Origin of the sequence: Natronosalvus caseinilyticus (assembly GCF_017357105.1) — an archaeon.
Taxonomy (GTDB): Archaea; Halobacteriota; Halobacteria; order Halobacteriales; family Natrialbaceae; genus Natronosalvus; species Natronosalvus caseinilyticus.
On record NZ_CP071596.1, the window covers coordinates 1,534,510 to 1,551,796 of the forward strand.

The window sequence follows — 17,287 nt, forward strand, 5'->3', positions numbered from 1 at the left end:
AACCCCGTTCGCGATGACCGCTTCCGGAACCTGAATCGTTAGGTCACTCGAGTCGAGAGAGGACAGTCATGCGAGGCTGGCGCGACCCGCTCACTCGCCGGTGGTTCCTCTGGGGGACCCTCGGCGTCGTCTTCTTGCTCGTGAACGTCTATCGGCTCTCGACGGCCGTCCTCGCCGAGGAGCTGATGGCCGGTTTCCGGACCACGGGCGCCCAGCTCGGGACGCTCCACGCGATTTTCTTCTGGATCTACGCGCTGATGCAGTTGCCGACGGGGATCCTGGCCGACCGGATCGGTCCCCGTCGGACGGCCGCCGCCGGCGGGCTCGTGATGAACGTCGGCGCGATCTGGTTCGCGCTGGCCACCAGCTACGCGGGAGCGCTGGTCGCCCGTGGACTCGTCGGCCTCGGGGCGAGCGTGATCTTCGTCTGCATCCTCCGGTTCTGTGCCAGCTGGTTCCGGGCCGACGAGTTCGCTACCCTCAGCGGCCTCAGTTTCGCGGTTTCGGGCGTCGGTGGCGTCCTCGCGACTACGCCCCTCGCGGTCGCCGCGGAATCGGCGGGTTGGCGGACGACCGTCGGCGCGCTCGGGGTCTTCGGCGTCGCGTTCAGCGTCGTCGTCTATGCGGTCGTCCGCGACACGCCCGAACGGGCCGGTTTCGACCCCATCGAGGGCGTGCCTGGCCAGCCGACGCTCTCGACGGCTGCCGTCGTCCGCCACGTCCGCACCGTGCTCTCCGATCGGGTCACCTGGGTCGCCAGCGTGATGCTCTTCTGTACCTCCGGGCTCAACCTGACGCTGTTCGGGCTGTGGGGCGTCCCGTACGTCGTCCAGACCTACGACGTCTCCGTGACCCACGCCTCGCTGTACACCCTCGCCGGCGGCGTCGGCATGATCGTCGGCCCGCCGTCGATCGGCTGGGTGTCCGACCGCCTCGAGCGCCGCGTCGAGCTGATGGTCGTCGGCGCCGTCCTCTACGTGGCTTCGCTCGGTCTCGTCGCCGCACTGGGGCGACCGCCGATCGCCGTCGTCGGCGTCGTCTTCTTCGTCGCGGGCGTCCTGCTCGGCGCGTTCGTCCTCGGGTACCCGCTGGTGAAGGATCGCCACGACGCGAGCGCGAGCGGCATCTCGACCAGCGTGATCAACGGCGCGGCCTTCTTCGGCGCCGCCGTGCTCCCGACGGCGATGGGATTCGCTCTCGACACCTACTGGACGGGCGAACTCGAGGCCGGCGTGCGCGTCTACACCGCGACCGGCTACCGCATGGCGTTCGTGATCGCGACCGTCGCGGCCGCCGTCGCGCTCGCGTGTACGCTCTGGTTGTATCGGTACGCGGCGGACGGCTCGAGCGTCTGATGGTCCGAGCGAGTAGCACCCTTTCAGGCGTCGACCGGTGCGTGAAATGATGCGTGAAACCGGATGAACGCTATCGGTTTCACCCACCTGTTCACTCGGAACGTGACTAGCCGCACATTTTTTCGTCTTTGCCCACTCACAAGCCATCGTGACCGATTCGAGCCGCCACCGATCCACTCACTTCGTCCGACCCGCGCGCCTCGAAGACGCCCGTGCGATCCGGGCCGTCGCCCGCGAGAGCTGGCACGCCGCGTACGACGACCTCCTCGGCCCCGACGCCGTCGAGTCGGTGACCGACGAGTGGTACGCCCTCGAGGGTCTGCGCGAGTCGATCCAGTCGAGGGACAGCCACCTGTTCGTCGCCCCCGAGTCCGACGATGACGAAGCGGATCGAACTGACGACCTCGCCGGCTTCGTCCATGTCGGCCAGTGGCCGGACGAACCCGCCGTCGGCCACCTCGCTCGGCTCTACGTTCACTCGAGCCACTGGGGACGGGGGCTGGGAACGTCGCTCTGTGAGCGCGGGGAACGAGCCCTCGAGGACGACGGCTTCGACCGGATTCGTCTCGAGGTGTTCGCGAGAAACGAGCGAGCGATCGACTTTTACGAGGACCGAGGGTACGAACCCGTCGCCGAGGTGGTCGAAGAACTCGAGGGCGAGACGTATCGGGTGTCGTTGCTCGAGAAGGCTCTGTGAGTTCGTAACCGCGTTCTCCGCGATTCAGAGTGTTTTGTCCGCCTCGTCCTCCTCGACGACCTCGAGCCCGCGGTTGTTCACCGCCATCGGATCGAGGCCGACCTCCTGGAGGAACCCCTTGTACTCGCGTTCGCAGGTCTCGGCGGCCTTCTGCTTGTCGCTGGCGCGGTCACAGAGGGCGACGAGATTCTCCGGCACGTCGTTCTGGTAGACGATCCAGTGGTTGATCAGGTCCGAGAGTCGGCGGATGGGGCTCGTGAAGTGGCCGTAAATCTCGAAGTTGAGCGCGTGGTGGCCGCCGAACGGGTCGTTCATGTACTTCGCGCGGGGCATCACCTTCATCACCGCCCACTGGATCTTATCGAGTTGGCGACCCGGCGCGGTCTCGAGGGTCGCGTTGACTGCTTTGCGGGGCTCGTCCCAGGTGTCGCCGGGGATGGAGACGCCGTCGAGGTCCTGGATCTCCTGGAGGGCCTTCGACCACTCGTCGGGCGTCGGCTGGGGGTGGACGCGGTACATCGCCTCGACGCCCCGGTTCCACATGAGTTCGTGCGTGACGGCCTTGTTGGCCTTGAGCATGCACTCCTCGATGATGGTGTGAGCGCGGTCGCGGCTAGGGTTCAGGACGAGCGAGCCGTCTTCCTTGCGAATCTCGTGCATCTCGTTGGCGACCTCGTAGACGAGCTTGTTCTCCTCGTGGAGGGGTGCGTCGGGGTCCTCGAGGCGCTGTTCGGCCTGGGAGTAGGTGAGCCGTTCGTCGGACTCGATGACGGACTTGTAGATGTCGATGGAGTCGTAGCTCAGGGTCTCCTTGTCGAGGTGCATTTCGACGGTGTGGGCCAGTCGCTCCTCGTTGGGTACGAGGGAACAGACCGACTCGGCCAGCACCGGCGGCAGCATGTGGATGGTGTAGGCGGGCAGGTAGACCGTGTTGCCGCGCTCGACGGCCTCGTTCCACATCTCGGATTCGGGGTGGACGTAGTGAGTCACGTCCGCGATGTGGACCCAGAGGACGTACTCGTCCTCGCGCTCTTCGATCGAGAGCGCGTCGTCGAAGTCCTGGGCGTCGATGGGGTCGGTCGTCCACGTCGTCATGTCCCGGAGGTCGCGCCGATCCTCGAGTTCCGCGTCGATGTCGGCCTGTGGATCCTCGGTCAACTCCTTGGCCTCTTCGAGGACGCTCGCGGGGAACTCGTCGCGGATCTCGAACTTCTCGAAGAGGTCCTCGCGCTTGTTCTCGAGGTGGCGGGCCAGGTCCTCGGAGATTTGGACGGGACCTTGCCCCTCGGCCGTGCCGGCTGCGGCCTGTGCGTCGTCGCTCATACCCTCGGCTACGAACAGGAGTGCCAAAGTCGTGTCGGGACGCGTACGCGGTATTTCACAGCGACTCAACCGGCTGGTACCCGTGCTGTGTCGTCCGTTATCCCCTCTCTCGCGGGAAGACGGGGAACAGGCAAAGGTTACTTATCGTTAGACACCGAGGTTCGTGACGATGAGTCAGAAGGCAGATCGAAGCCGTCAGCAGGAGTCGCGGGCGGAGAACTCCGCCACCGCCGACCCGCTAACCCTGGAGAACGGTCTGGAGGCGCTTCGATCGAGCCCGTCGTTTCACGGCACGGTCGAACCGCTCGACGGGCTCGACGACCTCGAAACCTGCGAGCACATCGCACTGTTCTACCGGAGCCGCGAGGAACGGTTCGCCACCGTTACCCCGTTTATTCGACAGGGTATCGAGCGCGGCGAGCGGGTCATGTACGTCATCGACGACCTCCCGAAGTCCGACATCCTCACGGAACTCCGCGGCGGCGACGTCGACGTAGACGCGGCTCTCGAGTCGGGCCAGCTGACGTTTCACACGCTCGAGGAGACCTACCTGCGGTCCGGCCGCTTCGACCCCGACGACATGCTCGAGGTGTACGCCGACGCGATCGAAGAGGCAAAAGCGGAGTACCCGGCGCTCCGGGTGACCGCGAACACGAACTTCATCCTGGACGAGTACGCGACCCTCGAGGACTTCATGGCCTACGAGAGCCGCGTCAACGACCTCTTCCGCGGCGAGGACTGCATCGCCCTCTGTCACTACGATTGTGAGCGCATCCCACCCGAGACGCTCGTCGACGTTATCCGAACGCACCCGCACCTGGTGTACGAAGACACCGTCTGTCACAACTTCTACTACACGCCGCCTGAGGAGTTCTTCGAACCTGACGAACCCACCCGTGACGTCGAGCGAATGCTGAACACGCTGGTCGACCGCGCCAGAGCGCGGTCCGAACTCAACGAGACGGTCGCGGAACTCGAGGAGTCCAACGAGCGACTCAGGCGGTTCGCGTACGTCGCCTCCCACGACTTACAGGAGCCGCTACGGATGATCTCGAGCTATCTCCAGTTGCTCGATTCCCGCTACGCGGACGACCTGGACGAAGAGGCGCGAGAGTACATCGACTTCGCCGTGGACGGCTCCGACCGGATGCGGGAGATGGTCGACGGGTTGCTCGCGTACTCGCGAATCGACATGGACGAGGCGGACTTCGAACGAGTCGAGTGCGACGACGTCGTCGACGACGTACTGACCGATCTGCAGGTGCAGATCGACGAGACCGATGCCGCAGTCGACCTCGAGCCGTTACCCACAGTTCGCGGCGAGGTCCACCAGCTCAAGCAACTGTTCTCGAACCTGGTTTCGAACGCGATCAAGTACAGTGGCGACGAGCCACCCCGGATCGAGATCGCCGACGAGAAACGGGGCGACCGCTGCGTCCTCTCGGTCGCCGACGACGGAATCGGTATCGAGACGGAGTACGTCGACCAGATCTTCGACATCTTCAATCGACTCCACTCGAACGACGAGTTCCAGGGGACCGGTATCGGACTCTCGCTGTGTCGGAAGATCGTCGACCACCACGGCGGCGACATCTGGGTCGACTCCGAACCGGGCGACGGTACGACGTTTTACTTCACCCTTCCTGCGGCGGCGTAGATCGGTTCACAGGTACCAGGATCACAGGCTCCAGGCACAGGCACAGACTCACAGGCTCACCGTCACCAGACTCAAGATTCACTCCAATGGCCGAGGAACCGTTCGACATCCTGGTAATCGAGGACAACCCGGGCGACGTCCGTCTCATCGAGAACGGATTCGACGAGAGCGACGTCCCGCGTTCGCTGACCGTCGTCACCGACGGCGCGGAAGCGCTCAACTACCTCTATCGACGAAACGGCTACGAATCCGCGGCGAAACCGGACCTCGTGCTGCTGGATCTGAACGTGCCGAAACTGACCGGCAACGCGGTTCTCGAGCGGATTACCGACGACCCCGACTTTCGTTCGACGCCGATACTCGTTCTCTCCGGCTCCCAGTCCGACGACCACATTCTGGAGACCTATCAGCTGGGAGCGGACGGATACTTCGTCAAACCGGTAGACCCCCACGAGTTCATCTCGCTCGTCAAAACGATCGGGGATTCGCTGGCCTCGCCCGGATCGCTCCCGTCGGGGAAGTTCGCCGACATCGACCAGCCCCTGTGAGCCACGCTCGAGTAAACTTCGCCTCACTTGACTGTCTGTACGTGCCACGCTCGAGCACCGACTACGGCCCCTCGCGACTAACTACACTTTTTATAGTTTGTGCGATCACGCAGAACCGACCGCGTTCTGGCTCTCTCGAGTCACTCAACCAGTTCACGAGAAACACGTTGGATTTTATATATTATCAGCAAAGAGTATTCGGCGATGACGACGATTGCCCTCCACGACGTCGCGAAACGCTACGGCGACGTCACCGCACTGGCCGGCATCGACCTCGAGGTCGAATCCGGCGAGGTCTTCGGCTTCCTGGGCCCGAACGGGGCCGGCAAGTCGACGACCATCGACATCCTGCTGCGCTACACCCACCCCACGAGCGGGCGGGTCGAAGTCCTGGGTCACGACGTGACGAGCGACCCGGTCGCCGTCCGCGAGCGGACCGGTATCCTCCCGGAGGGGTATGCCCCCTTCGAGACGATGACCGGCCGCCAGCACCTCGAGTACGCCATTGCGGCCAACGACGCCGACGACGACCCCGACGTCTTGCTCGAGCGCGTGGACGTGGCCCACGCGGCCGACCGCAAGGCCATCGGCTACTCGAAGGGGATGACCCAGCGCCTGGGGCTGGCGATGGCTCTCGTCGGCGAACCCGAACTCCTGATCCTCGACGAACCGTCGACTGGGCTCGACCCCCACGGCGTCCGACTGATGCGTCAGATCGTCCGTGAGGAGCGCGACCGGGGCGCGACGGTCTTCTTCTCGAGTCACATCTTAGAGCAGGTCGAGGCCGTCGCCGACCGGGTCGGTATCCTCCGGCAGGGCTCGCTGATCGCCGTCGACACGATCGACGGCCTCCGGACGGCCAACGAGAGCGACGGCGAACTCGTCGTCGAACTCGATCTCGAGACGGCCGAAACAGACGAGAAACTGGCCGCTGGCGAAGGCATATCCGGAATCGAAGCTGGCGTCGCCCTCGAACCGATCGTCGCAGCCGTCGACTCCCTCACGGGCGTCTCCTCGGTGCGTCAAGACGGAGACGCGCTCGTGGTCACCTGCGCGACGAAGGCGAAACTCGAGGTGCTGGATACAATCCGCGAGCACGGGGCAACCATCACCGACTTTTCGACCGCGGAGACGTCGCTCGAGGAACTGTTCGTCTCCTACACGGAGGGCGAGCGATGAACTGGCGACTGCTCGCGAGCAAGGAGTTCGGCGACGCGATCCGCAACTACCAGCTGTACGCGATGACGGCGCTCTTCGGGCTCGTCTTCGGCGTGTTCGGCTACATCCACGTGCGGAACGTTCGGCAGGCTCGCGTTCACGACTACCTCTCGGCGCCCGAACCGGTCGAGTTCGTCACGATGCTCTCGTTGCTCTGTATCGTGCTGATCCCGGCCACCGGGCTGATGCTCTCGTACGAGGCCATCGTCAAGCGACGCGACGGCGGCCAGCTCACGCTCGTACTGGGAATGCCTCACGACCGACGCGACGTCGTGATCGGGTCGCTGGTGGGTCGGTACCTGGTGTTCCTCGCGCCGCTACTCCTCGGCGTCGTCGTCGCGGTCGCGATCCTCCTCGGGTTCGGCGCGACGATTCCGCTGGCGGCGCTGGCCGGATTCACGCTCGCCACCGCCGGTCTGGGTCTGGCCTACGTCGCCATCGGCATCGGCCTCTCCGGCTTGGTCCGGTCGCCGTCGTGGGCCGCCGTCTGTGCCTTCGGCGTGTTCATGCTGTTCGTCTTCGTCTGGCGAGTCGTTCCCGACGGCGTCGTCTACCTGCTCTCGGGGCTCGAGTTCCCCGACGAACTCCCGTGGTGGCGCCCCTACGTGGCGACGCTCTCCCCGAGCGTGGCCTACGAACGGGTGCTCGACGCTTACGTGTTCGAGCGAGCTGGCGAGGACGCGCCGTCGGCGTTCGGCGTGGCGGTCTTGCTCGCCTGGGTGATACTCGCACCGCTGGCGGGGTATCTGCAGTTCGACCGGACGGATCTCTAGCGTTCGACGGACACCGGCCTCTACCGGTCCACGCACACCGACTTGCGACCGTCGGCGCGGCCCACGATCACCGCTCTTCGACTCGCCGGCGCTCCTCGAGCGAACACAGATACCGACGCAAAAACGCCTCCTGGGAGTGCTCGCCAGCCTCGAGGTCGGTGAGCTGGGCCTCGAGGCCGTTGCGGCCGTACCGACAGAGGTCGCCGTCGCAGGGTTTACAGAAGTACTCGAACGTTTTTCCCTCGCGTTCCCAGCGATTGCCGTACTTGTCGTACTCGCGGGCCTCGGATCGCGGGATCGTCTCGCCGCAGGCGATGCAGGTCACGGTCTCCGTTCGCCACCGGGAGAGCCACATACGTCGGCTATCACCGTGCGCCTACTTAGCAATTCTCACGGCTCGTGTGACGGTCACGATTGGCGACCGAGAACACGGAACCTCGTGATCGAACCGGCCTCGAGACGGGCGTTTTATAGCCGGCGTGACCGTGGTGGCGCGTATGCAGGTCAAATCGCGACACCACCTCCGCAGTGACGCCATCTCCGAGATCGAGACGGCCGTGTCCAACCGGCTCGGCGTCACGCTCGCGGGCGACACCTACGAACGCGTCGAGTTCGAAGACAGCGACTGGGAGGTCGTTCTAGTCGACGGCGCCCCCGAAATTGCCTACTTCGACGACGAGCCGTTCCTGACCGTCCGCGGGGCGAACGCCTACGACCCCGACTACCGGATCGTGACCGTCGACGCGGGCGCGGTCTCGTTCGTCTCCGACGGCGCGGACGTGATGCGCCCGGGGATCACCGAAGCCGATGCCGAAATCTCTGAAGGGGACCTCGTGTTGATCGCCGAGGAGTCCCACGGCAAGGTGTTGGCGATCGGGCGCGCTCGCGTCTCGGGGACGGAGATGGTCGGCGAGGAGGGGAAGGTCGTCGACTCGCTGCACCACGTCGGCGACGACCTCTATTCGTTCTCCGGGTAGCGCTCGACCTGTTCGCGTTCGCTGACCGCTACGTACTCTAACCCCTCGAGCGAGGGTCCTACCTCTCGAGCGACGGCTCACTCCTCGCCCGCGTCGATGTCGTCTTCCTCGTAGGCGTCCTCGTACTTCTCGAGCGCCGTCTCGTAGCCCTCCCGAGCCAGGTCGAAGGTCTCCCGGAGGTCCGCGATCGGCTCGAGGGTGGCGTCGACCCGGAGGTCGTCGTAGAACGGCTCGAGTTCGCGCTCCTCGGTCGTCGCGACGCGGACGGCCGCGCTCTGGACCCGCAGTTCCTCGCGCTTGTCGCCTCCTTCGGCGTGCCCAGCGGCGAGGGCGTCGATCAGGCGTTCGGCGAGCGGGGTGTCGTCCCTCGAATCGGCGTAGGCCGCCGCGGTTGCCTCGATCACGGACTCCCCGGTCAGGAGGTTGCCGGCGACCGTGTAGCGGTCGCCGCTCGTGTGTCCGTACCAGTCCTTGCAGTCTTCTCCCGAGAACGTGAACTTGCCGTCGCGGTCGACGCCGTGGAGTTGGCGGTTCGAGGCCCCCTCGTCCGCGTTGAGCAGGGCCTCGAGAGCGTCCTCGACGGCGAGTCCGTCGTCGACGTACTGGATTCCCCGCCGGCCGAGGTCGACGTTCACCAGACTCTGAGTGGCGACGGCCCCGTTCTCGCTGACGAACGGGCAGAGGGTGCCGACGCCCGGGAGCCGGGTGGTCACGGCGACACCAAAGCGGTCGTGTTCCTCGCCGTCGTCATCCTCGTACGTCTCGTGGACACAGATACTGAACGTCATGTCGTCCGGGGGCACGTACTCCGCCGGCAAAAAGGAGTGGCTCGCGGCAGTTCGCGAGGCCGAAGGGGGCGATCGAACTGTCTCGTCCGCTCAGTACGCCTGGCTGTCGCTCGTTTCGTTCCCCGCGGCGTCCGTCACGACCATCCGGACGCTGTCGGGACTGTCGCGGGTTCGGAGGTCGTCTTCGCCCGAGGCGCTCGAGCCGCTGACGCTCGTGGTCTGGCTGTCGAGCACGCTGGTTCCCGAGAGAAGTTCCGTCGTCACGCTCGCGAGGTCGCCGTCGGCGTCTGAGACGGACCAGGTGACGCTCGCGCGCGACCAGGGGCCGCTCGATTTGGTCGAGACGGCGAACTGGTCGATGACGGGTGCGGTGTCGCCGTCACCGCCGTCACCGCCGTCGCCGCCGTCGTCATCGTCACCACCGTCGAGCCCCAGCGAGTTCGCGACGTTCAGCCGACCCGCGCCTTGCTCGTTGCTGGCCAGGCCGACGTCCTCGGCGCCATCTCTCAGGAGCTGTCGGACGTTCGCCGGATCCTCGCCGGCACCGATCAGGCTCGCGGCCGCGCCGGCGACGTGCGGGCAGGCCATCGAAGTCCCGGAGAACTGGGCGTAGTCGCTGCGCGGGATCGACGAGAGGACGTCGACACCGGGAGCGGCGATCTCCACCTCCGGGCCGGTCGAGGAGAAGTCCGCGAGATCGTCGTTCGAGTCGGTCGCGCTGACGGCAACGACCTCGTCGTACGCGGCGGGGTAGCCGACGCAGTCGGTACACGGTCCGGAGTTCCCGGCCGCCGCGACGATGATCTTCCCCTGCTGGTCGGCGTACTGGCAGGCGTCGCGGACGACGCTCGAGTCGTCGCCACCGAGGCTCATACTCAACACATCGATCTGGCCCTGGTCGGCAGCCCACTCGATGCCAGCGGCGATGCTGTCGTACGAGCCACCGCCCGAACAGTCCAGCACCTTGACCGCGTGCAGGGTGGCGTCCGGGGCGACACCGATGACGCCCAGTCCGTTGTCGGCCGCGGCGGCCGTCCCCGCGCAGTGGCTCCCGTGATCGTTGTCGTCGTCCCAGACCTCGAGACACTCGTCGATGTCGTTGCCGCCGCCGAAGGGACCGCCGCCACAGCCGGTGTCACACTCCGCGTCGCCCGCGGCCCAGCCCTCGCCGAGGTTTGCCGAGAGCGTCTCGTGTTGGGCGTCGATCCCCGTGTCGATGATCGCGATGTTGGCGCCGGCGCCGGTCTCGCCGTTGTCGATCGCCACGTCGGCGTCTACCAGGTCGATGCCGTACGGCGTCGTCTGCTCGAGGGCGTGCATCCGGCCGTTCTGCTCGACGTAGCGAACGTTCGGGTTGTTCTCGAGCGCCTCGATCGCCTGCTCGGAGAACCGTCCCGAGAGGGCTTTGCCGACGTCGCCGAACTCGAGCTCGAGCCGGACACCGCTGGCTCGCTCGCTGGCGACCTCGAATCCGCTGTCGGCCCGTAGTCCGACGATGTACTCGTCGTCCCGCCCGGACGCCTGTCCGGCCAGTGCCGTCGCGGCGACTCCAGCGCCGACTCCGTGCAGCAGCGTTCGTCGTGAGATGTGTTCCCGTGACATGGTATTATCAACCACGACAACACTCTCCATACCTTACCATATAAACGTTCTTATGATACTTCGAAAAATGAATTCTAACTGATAGGCGAATAACAATTAGGTGGATTGCAACAAGCTGGTATTGCGGTTACTAAATCGGGGAGGACCGTGAGGTCGTGAGACAGCGTCTGACGTAAGAACTATACTCCAGCGCGGGTCCATTGACGCTATGGGATTAATGAGCAAGATCCTCGGCAGCGGGCAGACGCGCACCGCCGACGAGTACGTCGAACTCGACCTCGACGACGTCACGCCGTCGACCGGGGACGCCGGAATGTCCGTCCACATCGCCGAAATCGGGGGGCAAGTCGACGCCATCGACATCAAAGACGCCGTCTACGACGGCGACATCGTCATCGCCGACATCACCCGCCTGCGCACCAAAGACAGCACGACCGAACACATCGTCGACGAACTCCGACAGGTCGCCCGCGAGGTCGACGGCGACATCGTCCAGAAGGGTGACGACCAGCTCATCATCACGCCCACAGGGATTCGGATCGGTCGGGAGAAATTGGGTCGGTAAGGTTCAGGAATTTCGCTTCTCGAACGCTCGAGCATCATCGAGCGTGGCATTTTCCACCCTCCGGCTGGCAGCGAGAGTGACCGCATTCGGTGCTCCAAAGTTCGTCAGTTGTAACTCCCGTCGACACTATTCCTGCATTCGTTCGAACGATTACTCCGGAGTCTGGAGGTATCCGCTCTATTTGGTTCCCGCAAAAGCGTGTGTATGGTCCCGCCTGGGGAGTAATGTCAATTGAGATTCCAGTGGGGGTAGTGCGCGTCGTAATCCGGTTATTGCTCGTTTTCCTCGGCCTTTTACTGATAATACGTCAATCAGATTCTCGCTTCTGGGCCAAATGTTCCCACACTTCGGTACACCCGCAGCCGTCAGCAACGTCCGCTAAGTGTTGATCGTCTCGCTCATCCTCGGCCAGGGGTTCATCGTTTGTAGATGCCATGGTACTCAGTTTCTGAGTAACTCAATTATCCATGAGGTCTTAGTACTTTCCCTCGATCTCGCAGGTGATGGCAGAAGCATTATATGGAAGGTACTCAAATTATGAGTAACTATGTCGATACTGGTTACGGGCGGTGACGGATATCTCGGCTGGCCTACCGCACTGCGCATCGCATCGCGAACCGACGACCGCGTGGTCCTCGTCGATAACTTCGCGAGGAGAGAGTGGGTAGAATCCGTCGGGTCGACGACAGCGGTACCCATCGCGGATATCGATGCGCGACTGGAAGCAGCCGAAGAAGTGCTCGGTCTCGAGAACCTCTCCTTCGTCGAGGGTGATTTGACCGACAGAGCGTTCGTCGATCAGTTGCTCTCAGTTCACGAACCCGAGACGATCGTTCACACTGCCGCACAACCGTCTGCGCCGTACTCACAGATCAACGGTGAACGGGCAAACTACACGCAGCACAACAATATGCAGGCGACCCGGAATCTGCTCTGGGGGCTGCACGAAGCTGGACTTTCAGACACCCACTTCATCGAAACGACGACGACCGGCGTCTACGGGGCGCCCACGTTCCCGATTCCGGAGGGTGGGGCGACGATGGAAAACCAGGGCGAGCGGGACGACGTCCCGTTCCCAGCGATGGCCGGTAGCTGGTACCACCTGACGAAATCGCACGACGCAGCCAATATGCGCCTGGCACACAAACAGTTCGACATACCAATCTCGGACGTGCGAACGGCGATCACGTACGGCACCGAAACCGAAGAGACCGCAGCACACCCCGACCTGGCGACCCGGTTCGACTTCGATTACTACTTCGGGGTCGTTACCCACCGATTCTGTGCACAGGCCGTCGCTGGCTATCCGATGACCGTGTACGGGAAAGGCGAACAGCGAAAGCCGTTTATCGCCCTCGAGGACGCGGTCGAAGGGCTGGCGCGTCTGGCCCTCGAAGAGACCGACCACGACGGACTCGACGTCTACAATCAGGTCACTCGAGCGATCAGTATCGTCGAGATTGCAGAAACCATCGCCTCTGTCGCCCACGAGTTCGATCTCGACGTCGACGTCGAACACTTCGAAAACCCACGCGAAGAAGACGAGACGCACAAGATGGAGATCGAACACGACCGCTACGCGGACCTGATCGACGGCCAGTCGACGACGTTCGAGGACGGCGTCAGACAGATCCTCGGAACGCTGGTCGATCACGAACGGACGGTCACTGCCCACGAAGATCGGTTCCTCCCCGGCGTCCTGACGTCTGATGACTGATCTGCACGTCCTCGTGACGGGCGGCTGTGGGTACATCGGGAGCGAACTCGTTTCGCTCCTCCTCGAGGAGGAAGCCGTCGGAACCGTCAGCGTCCTGGATTCGCTGACGACTGGCTCGCCGTCGAACCTCGCCGGACGCGTCGACGACGTACAGTTTCGACGTGGCGACGTACGCGAGTACGGTGACGTCGAGAACGCGATGCGCGACGTCGATCGAGTGATCCATCTCGCCGCGATTACCGGTGCAGCGTCGACGCACGACCGCCGCGAGGAGACATTCTCGGTCAACTATCACGGGACGGAGAACGTGCTCACGGCTGCCGGCAAGTTCGACGTCGAACACGTCGTCTTCGCCTCGTCGTGTAACAACTACGGGCGTACCGCGAGCACCGACATCGACGAGACGACCGACCAGGATCCGCTCAATCCGTACGCGGAGTCGAAGGTCGAATCCGAGGCGTTGCTTCGCGAGGCAATCGACGAACACGGGTTCGACGGGACGGCACTCCGAATGAGCACGAACTACGGCTGGTCGCCGGGCGTTCGTTTCAACCTGGTCATCAACCACTTCGTGTTCCGAGCACTCACCGATCGACCGCTTACCGTCTACGGTGACGGGAGTAACTGGCGCCCGTTTATTCACGTCAAAGACGCCGCGAGAGCCTACGCCCACGCTGCGCTGAACCCGAACTCGTGGCCGCAACTGGTCTACAACGTGGGGGCGAACGACCAGAACTACCAGATCGCCACCATCGCGGAACTCGTTCGAGACGAACTCGATCGGGAACTCGATATTACGTACCTCGAGGACGAGCACCCGGGGCCGTCGTATCACGTGAGCTTCGACCGATTATCGGAAACCGGCTTCGAGACGGAATGGACCGTACGAGAGGGAATTGCGGATCTGGCCGACCGGCTACAACGATCACACCCGAGGCAATGATACTATGACGAGTCAACGATCATCGATACAAGACGACACGAACGAACCGCCGACGATTGCCGTCACCGGCGCGGCCGGATTCATCGGCAGCCGCGTCCTTCACCTGCTGGAACAAACGCATCCCGACTGGTCCGTTCGCGCGATCGATAACCAGTACCGGGGTCAGGTTTCCGCGGTCGGGTCGGTCGACATCGAACACGTCGACATTCGAGACCGTAACCGGCTGGAATCGGTGCTCGACGGAGCGGATATCGTGCTCCACCTGGCAGCAGTCAGCGGGGTCGACGACTGCGATACCAACCGCGACCTCGCCTACGACGTCAACGTCACCGGAACGAACGACGTCGCGTGGTTCTGCCGAAAAACGGGTGCCGCGCTCGTCTTCCCGTTTAGCATGGCCGTTCTCGGCGACCCAGACACGTTCCCGATTACGGCGGACGATCCACGGGACCCGCTCAACTGGTACGGCCGAACCAAGCTCCTCGGCGAACGCGCGATCGACACGCTGGCCGACGGTGCGTTTCCGGCCCACCTGTTCCTCAAGTCGAACCTCTACGGCGACCACGTCGTCGACGGAACGGTCGTCTCGAAACCGACGGTGATCAACTTCTTCGTCAACCGGGCCACGTCGAACGAGCCGTTGACGGTGTACAAACCGGGCACCCAATCGAGAAACTTCGTTCACGTCAAAGACGTCGCCAGAGCGTACATCCACAGCTGCGAACGACTGCTCGAGCAACTCGAGACGGGCGAGACCGGCACCGAGATTTACGAGATAGCCGGTACCGAGGATCCCTCCGTGATGTCGGTCGCGGAAACCGTTCAGGCGATCGCCCGCGAGGAACTGAACGTCGACGTCGACGTTGAACTCGTCGAAAACCCCCGAAGTGGCGAAACGATGGTCGAAAGCTTCACCGTCGACACGTCGAGGGCAGACGAGCAGCTGGGCTGGTCGCCACGACACACGATCGAGGAATCGGTTCGAGAACTCCTGCAGCGAGCAGAGGGTTGAGTTGTCGATCCCAGACCTGAACCTCTGAGTATAAATACACGGATTTACGGTTTCTCAGCCCAATTGTGGAGTATCTGCTATGGGGACCGAGCCAACCGACTTACTGCAGGAACTAGAATTGAAGGAGTACGAGGCGACGGCACTCGAGCATCTCTTGAGCGCCGGACGGACGACTGCACCGGACATCGCCAAGGCGACGGGCATCCCCAAGGCTCGCGTGTACGGCGTTCTCGAGTCGCTCGCGAACTACGGCTTCATCAAGGTGATTCCCGGCCGGCCGAAGCAGTATCAACCGAAATCTCCGGAAACCGTTCTCGAGCGGGCGAAGGAGAATCGACGACAGGCGTACGAGGACTACTGCACCGAGATCGATTCCATCGAATCGACGTTTCTTGAGACGTTCGGGCCCCTGTACGAACAAGCGAACGAGGACGTGACGCCGACGTCGGAACTCTTTCACGTCGTCGACGTCGGCGATCCGAGCGAGACGGAGACGCGTCAGCTCTACCAGAACGCGGCCGAAACCGTCTACGTGATTACGAACAGCTTCGCCTACTTCGAGGATATCGAAACGGCGATTTCGACCGCGAGCGAGCAAGGACTCGAGGTCTCGGTGTTGTTCCTCGATCCCCGTAGACTTCCGTCGGAGAAGGCAGCGGTACAGGCGGATATCGTCGAGCGAATCGCCTCCGAGTATCCTGCTATCAGATATCGATTCAGCGAGGAGGTACTGCCCTGGCGCGGAACGTTTATCGACCCGAGTATGGAGTACGATTCTGGGAAAGCGATCTTCCTGGTTGAAGAGACCGACGTTCCGAACCATCAGCGGCAAGCCGCGATTACGGAAAACGGCTCGTTCGTCGCAGGTATGAAACGGTATTTCGATTTGATCTGGCGGTACGAGAGTCTCGAGTCACGACCATATGTCTGAACGATTACAAACCATAACTGAAGACACTGGACCGCGAGATATTTAGCCGAGTCTTCAGCATATTCAAACAATGCGTATCCTCTACCTCACCGAGGAGCCTATCTCTTTCTCCGATGCGATGGTACGAGGTGGGGCGATACATGTCCGAAATGTCGTCTCAGGACTTCGAAAGCGAGGACACGACGTTTATCTTCTCGACTGGAACTCCGAACCAGAACGTTCGTTTCAGGTTTCGGTTAATCCTCGGTCCCGATTCGTCGAAGGGCCTCTCAGAACGCTCATTCGAGCGATTCGAATCGGACGGAGGCATGCCATCGACATCGTCATCTCGAAGACCCGAAAAACGTATCTTCCGGGACTGCTCGCAGCACGGAATCTCGGCGTGACTCACGTCGTCCACGTCGGCTCGAGTCTCGATCCGCCGGTGGAGAGCCTCTTCGGACGAACGGATTTGGCGTCGTTCAAAGTGCGGCTTCGTGCGCCTCACGACGGATATTTCGTGGTCTGTGACTACATCGGTTCCCAGCTCCAATCGTACAGTATCAATGGAGGCCGTATCTTCAACATACGTAACGCAGTCGACGTGGACAGATTCAACCCAGAATCAGCGCCTGTCGCGCTTTCCAGTCGATTTGAACGTCGAATTGACGATCTCGAAAGCGGTCTCCATTTGGGGTACGTCGGTGGACTCCAGCCGTACAAAGGCCTCGCTGATCTCGCCGCAGCCCTCGAGTCGGCCGATGCCGACTGCGACCTGATCGTTGCCGGTGATGGCCCGGAACGAACACACCTCGAGAAGATTTTCGGAGAAACGGCTACGTTCCTCGGATCGGTGCCATACGAACAGATCCCCTCGCTGTATCATGAGTTCGACGCGTTCGTTCTTCCTTCCCATACTGAGGGGCTTCCGCGAGTAATACTCGAGGCGCAGGCAACGGCAACGCCGGTTGCGGCCACTCGAGTCGGCGGGGTCCCGGAAATCGTTCAGGACGGCGAGACAGGATTGCTCTGTGATCCCCATCGACCGGATCAACTGACGACGGCAATTGATCACCTCGCGACGGACGAACGCGAACGTGAGCGCCTCGGCGAGAACGGTCGAACGGCCGTCGAGGAGGGGTTCTCCTGGGACGAGTTGTACGATCGATACGAACGCGCTCTTCAACAGGTGATCGGGTGAC

The 17,287-nt window shown here is 63.0% G+C and carries 17 protein-coding genes and 1 pseudogene; 14 read left to right on the top strand and 4 right to left on the bottom strand.

The window, feature by feature from the left end; translation table 11 throughout:
• Positions 1 to 68: 68 nt before the first annotated feature.
• Positions 69 to 1,355: an MFS transporter gene (locus J1N60_RS07435; RefSeq protein WP_312911926.1), complete on the top strand. Its 1,287-nt coding sequence runs from the start codon at positions 69 to 71 to the stop codon at positions 1,353 to 1,355.
• Between the two features lie 148 nt (positions 1,356 to 1,503).
• The gene (locus J1N60_RS07440; RefSeq protein ID WP_312911927.1) at positions 1,504 to 2,052 is read left to right on the top strand and encodes a GNAT family N-acetyltransferase; all 549 of its coding nucleotides are present in this window, start codon (positions 1,504 to 1,506) and stop codon (positions 2,050 to 2,052) included.
• Positions 2,053 to 2,076: 24 nt separating this feature from the next.
• Here J1N60_RS07440 and J1N60_RS07445 read toward each other — a convergent pair whose 3' ends face one another.
• Positions 2,077 to 3,375, bottom strand: a complete 1,299-nt coding sequence (locus tag J1N60_RS07445; protein ID WP_312911928.1) for an RNB domain-containing ribonuclease — start codon at positions 3,373 to 3,375, stop codon at positions 2,077 to 2,079.
• A 169-nt stretch (positions 3,376 to 3,544) separates the two neighbouring features.
• Between J1N60_RS07445 and J1N60_RS07450 the strand changes: the two genes are divergently transcribed.
• The 4 genes from J1N60_RS07450 to J1N60_RS07465 all read left to right on the top strand — a co-directional run bounded on the left by J1N60_RS07450 (position 3,545) and on the right by J1N60_RS07465 (position 7,571).
• Positions 3,545 to 5,032: a sensor histidine kinase gene (locus J1N60_RS07450; protein WP_312911930.1), complete on the top strand. Its 1,488-nt coding sequence runs from the start codon at positions 3,545 to 3,547 to the stop codon at positions 5,030 to 5,032.
• 86 nt (positions 5,033 to 5,118) lie between these two features.
• A complete protein-coding gene (locus J1N60_RS07455) occupies positions 5,119 to 5,580 on the top strand; it encodes a response regulator (protein WP_312911931.1) in 462 nt (153 codons plus the stop codon).
• Positions 5,581 to 5,784: 204 nt separating this feature from the next.
• Positions 5,785 to 6,759, top strand: coding sequence for an ABC transporter ATP-binding protein (locus tag J1N60_RS07460; RefSeq protein WP_312911932.1), 975 nt, complete (start codon positions 5,785 to 5,787; stop codon positions 6,757 to 6,759).
• On the top strand, positions 6,756 to 7,571 hold the full coding sequence (locus J1N60_RS07465; RefSeq protein ID WP_312911933.1) for an ABC transporter permease subunit: 816 nt from the start codon (positions 6,756 to 6,758) through the stop codon (positions 7,569 to 7,571). Before J1N60_RS07460 ends, J1N60_RS07465 begins: the two co-directional genes overlap by 4 nt.
• Positions 7,572 to 7,638: 67 nt before the next feature.
• Here the strand turns inward: J1N60_RS07465 and J1N60_RS07470 are convergent, their stop codons facing one another.
• Entirely contained in the window at positions 7,639 to 7,926 is a 288-nt protein-coding gene (locus J1N60_RS07470) for a DUF7562 family protein (protein ID WP_312911934.1), read from the bottom strand.
• A gap of 142 nt (positions 7,927 to 8,068) precedes the next feature.
• Here J1N60_RS07470 and J1N60_RS07475 point away from each other — a divergent pair, with 142 nt between their 5' ends.
• Complete coding sequence (locus J1N60_RS07475) at positions 8,069 to 8,548, top strand: RNA-binding protein (protein WP_312911935.1); 480 nt, start codon at positions 8,069 to 8,071, stop codon at positions 8,546 to 8,548.
• 77 nt (positions 8,549 to 8,625) lie between these two features.
• On the opposite strand, the gene J1N60_RS07480 is transcribed toward J1N60_RS07475, so the two are convergent.
• Positions 8,626 to 9,336, bottom strand: a complete 711-nt coding sequence (locus J1N60_RS07480; protein ID WP_312911936.1) for a DUF1028 domain-containing protein — start codon at positions 9,334 to 9,336, stop codon at positions 8,626 to 8,628.
• A 90-nt stretch (positions 9,337 to 9,426) separates the two neighbouring features.
• Positions 9,427 to 10,953 carry a S8 family peptidase gene (locus J1N60_RS07485; RefSeq protein WP_312911937.1) on the bottom strand — a complete coding sequence of 509 codons (1,527 nt, stop codon included), beginning with the start codon at positions 10,951 to 10,953 and terminating at the stop codon, positions 9,427 to 9,429.
• Between the two features lie 193 nt (positions 10,954 to 11,146).
• On the opposite strand from J1N60_RS07485, the gene J1N60_RS07490 reads away from it, so the two are divergent.
• The 7 genes and pseudogenes from J1N60_RS07490 (at position 11,147) to J1N60_RS07515 (ending at position 17,286) form a co-directional block, all read left to right on the top strand.
• A complete protein-coding gene (locus tag J1N60_RS07490) occupies positions 11,147 to 11,503 on the top strand; it encodes a cell division protein SepF (protein ID WP_253433197.1) in 357 nt (118 codons plus the stop codon).
• Positions 11,504 to 12,050: 547 nt separating this feature from the next.
• The gene (locus J1N60_RS07495; protein WP_312911938.1) at positions 12,051 to 13,220 is read left to right on the top strand and encodes an NAD-dependent epimerase/dehydratase family protein; all 1,170 of its coding nucleotides are present in this window, start codon (positions 12,051 to 12,053) and stop codon (positions 13,218 to 13,220) included.
• Entirely contained in the window at positions 13,213 to 14,163 is a 951-nt protein-coding gene (locus J1N60_RS07500; protein ID WP_425499334.1) for an NAD-dependent epimerase/dehydratase family protein, read from the top strand. The genes J1N60_RS07495 and J1N60_RS07500 overlap by 8 nt, the downstream gene beginning before the upstream one ends.
• A 4-nt stretch (positions 14,164 to 14,167) precedes the next feature.
• Positions 14,168 to 15,175 carry an NAD-dependent epimerase/dehydratase family protein gene (locus J1N60_RS07505; RefSeq protein ID WP_312911939.1) on the top strand — a complete coding sequence of 336 codons (1,008 nt, stop codon included), beginning with the start codon at positions 14,168 to 14,170 and terminating at the stop codon, positions 15,173 to 15,175.
• Between the two features lie 79 nt (positions 15,176 to 15,254).
• Positions 15,255 to 16,106 (top strand): TrmB family transcriptional regulator, encoded by an 852-nt coding sequence (locus tag J1N60_RS07510; protein WP_312911940.1) that lies wholly within the window; start codon positions 15,255 to 15,257, stop codon positions 16,104 to 16,106.
• A 118-nt stretch (positions 16,107 to 16,224) separates the two neighbouring features.
• A pseudogene (locus J1N60_RS20615) lies at positions 16,225 to 16,638 on the top strand (glycosyltransferase); the annotation flags it as partial.
• A gap of 138 nt (positions 16,639 to 16,776) precedes the next feature.
• Positions 16,777 to 17,286: a glycosyltransferase family 4 protein gene (locus tag J1N60_RS07515; protein WP_312911941.1), complete on the top strand. Its 510-nt coding sequence runs from the start codon at positions 16,777 to 16,779 to the stop codon at positions 17,284 to 17,286.
• The last annotated feature ends 1 nt before the right edge of the window (position 17,287 follow it).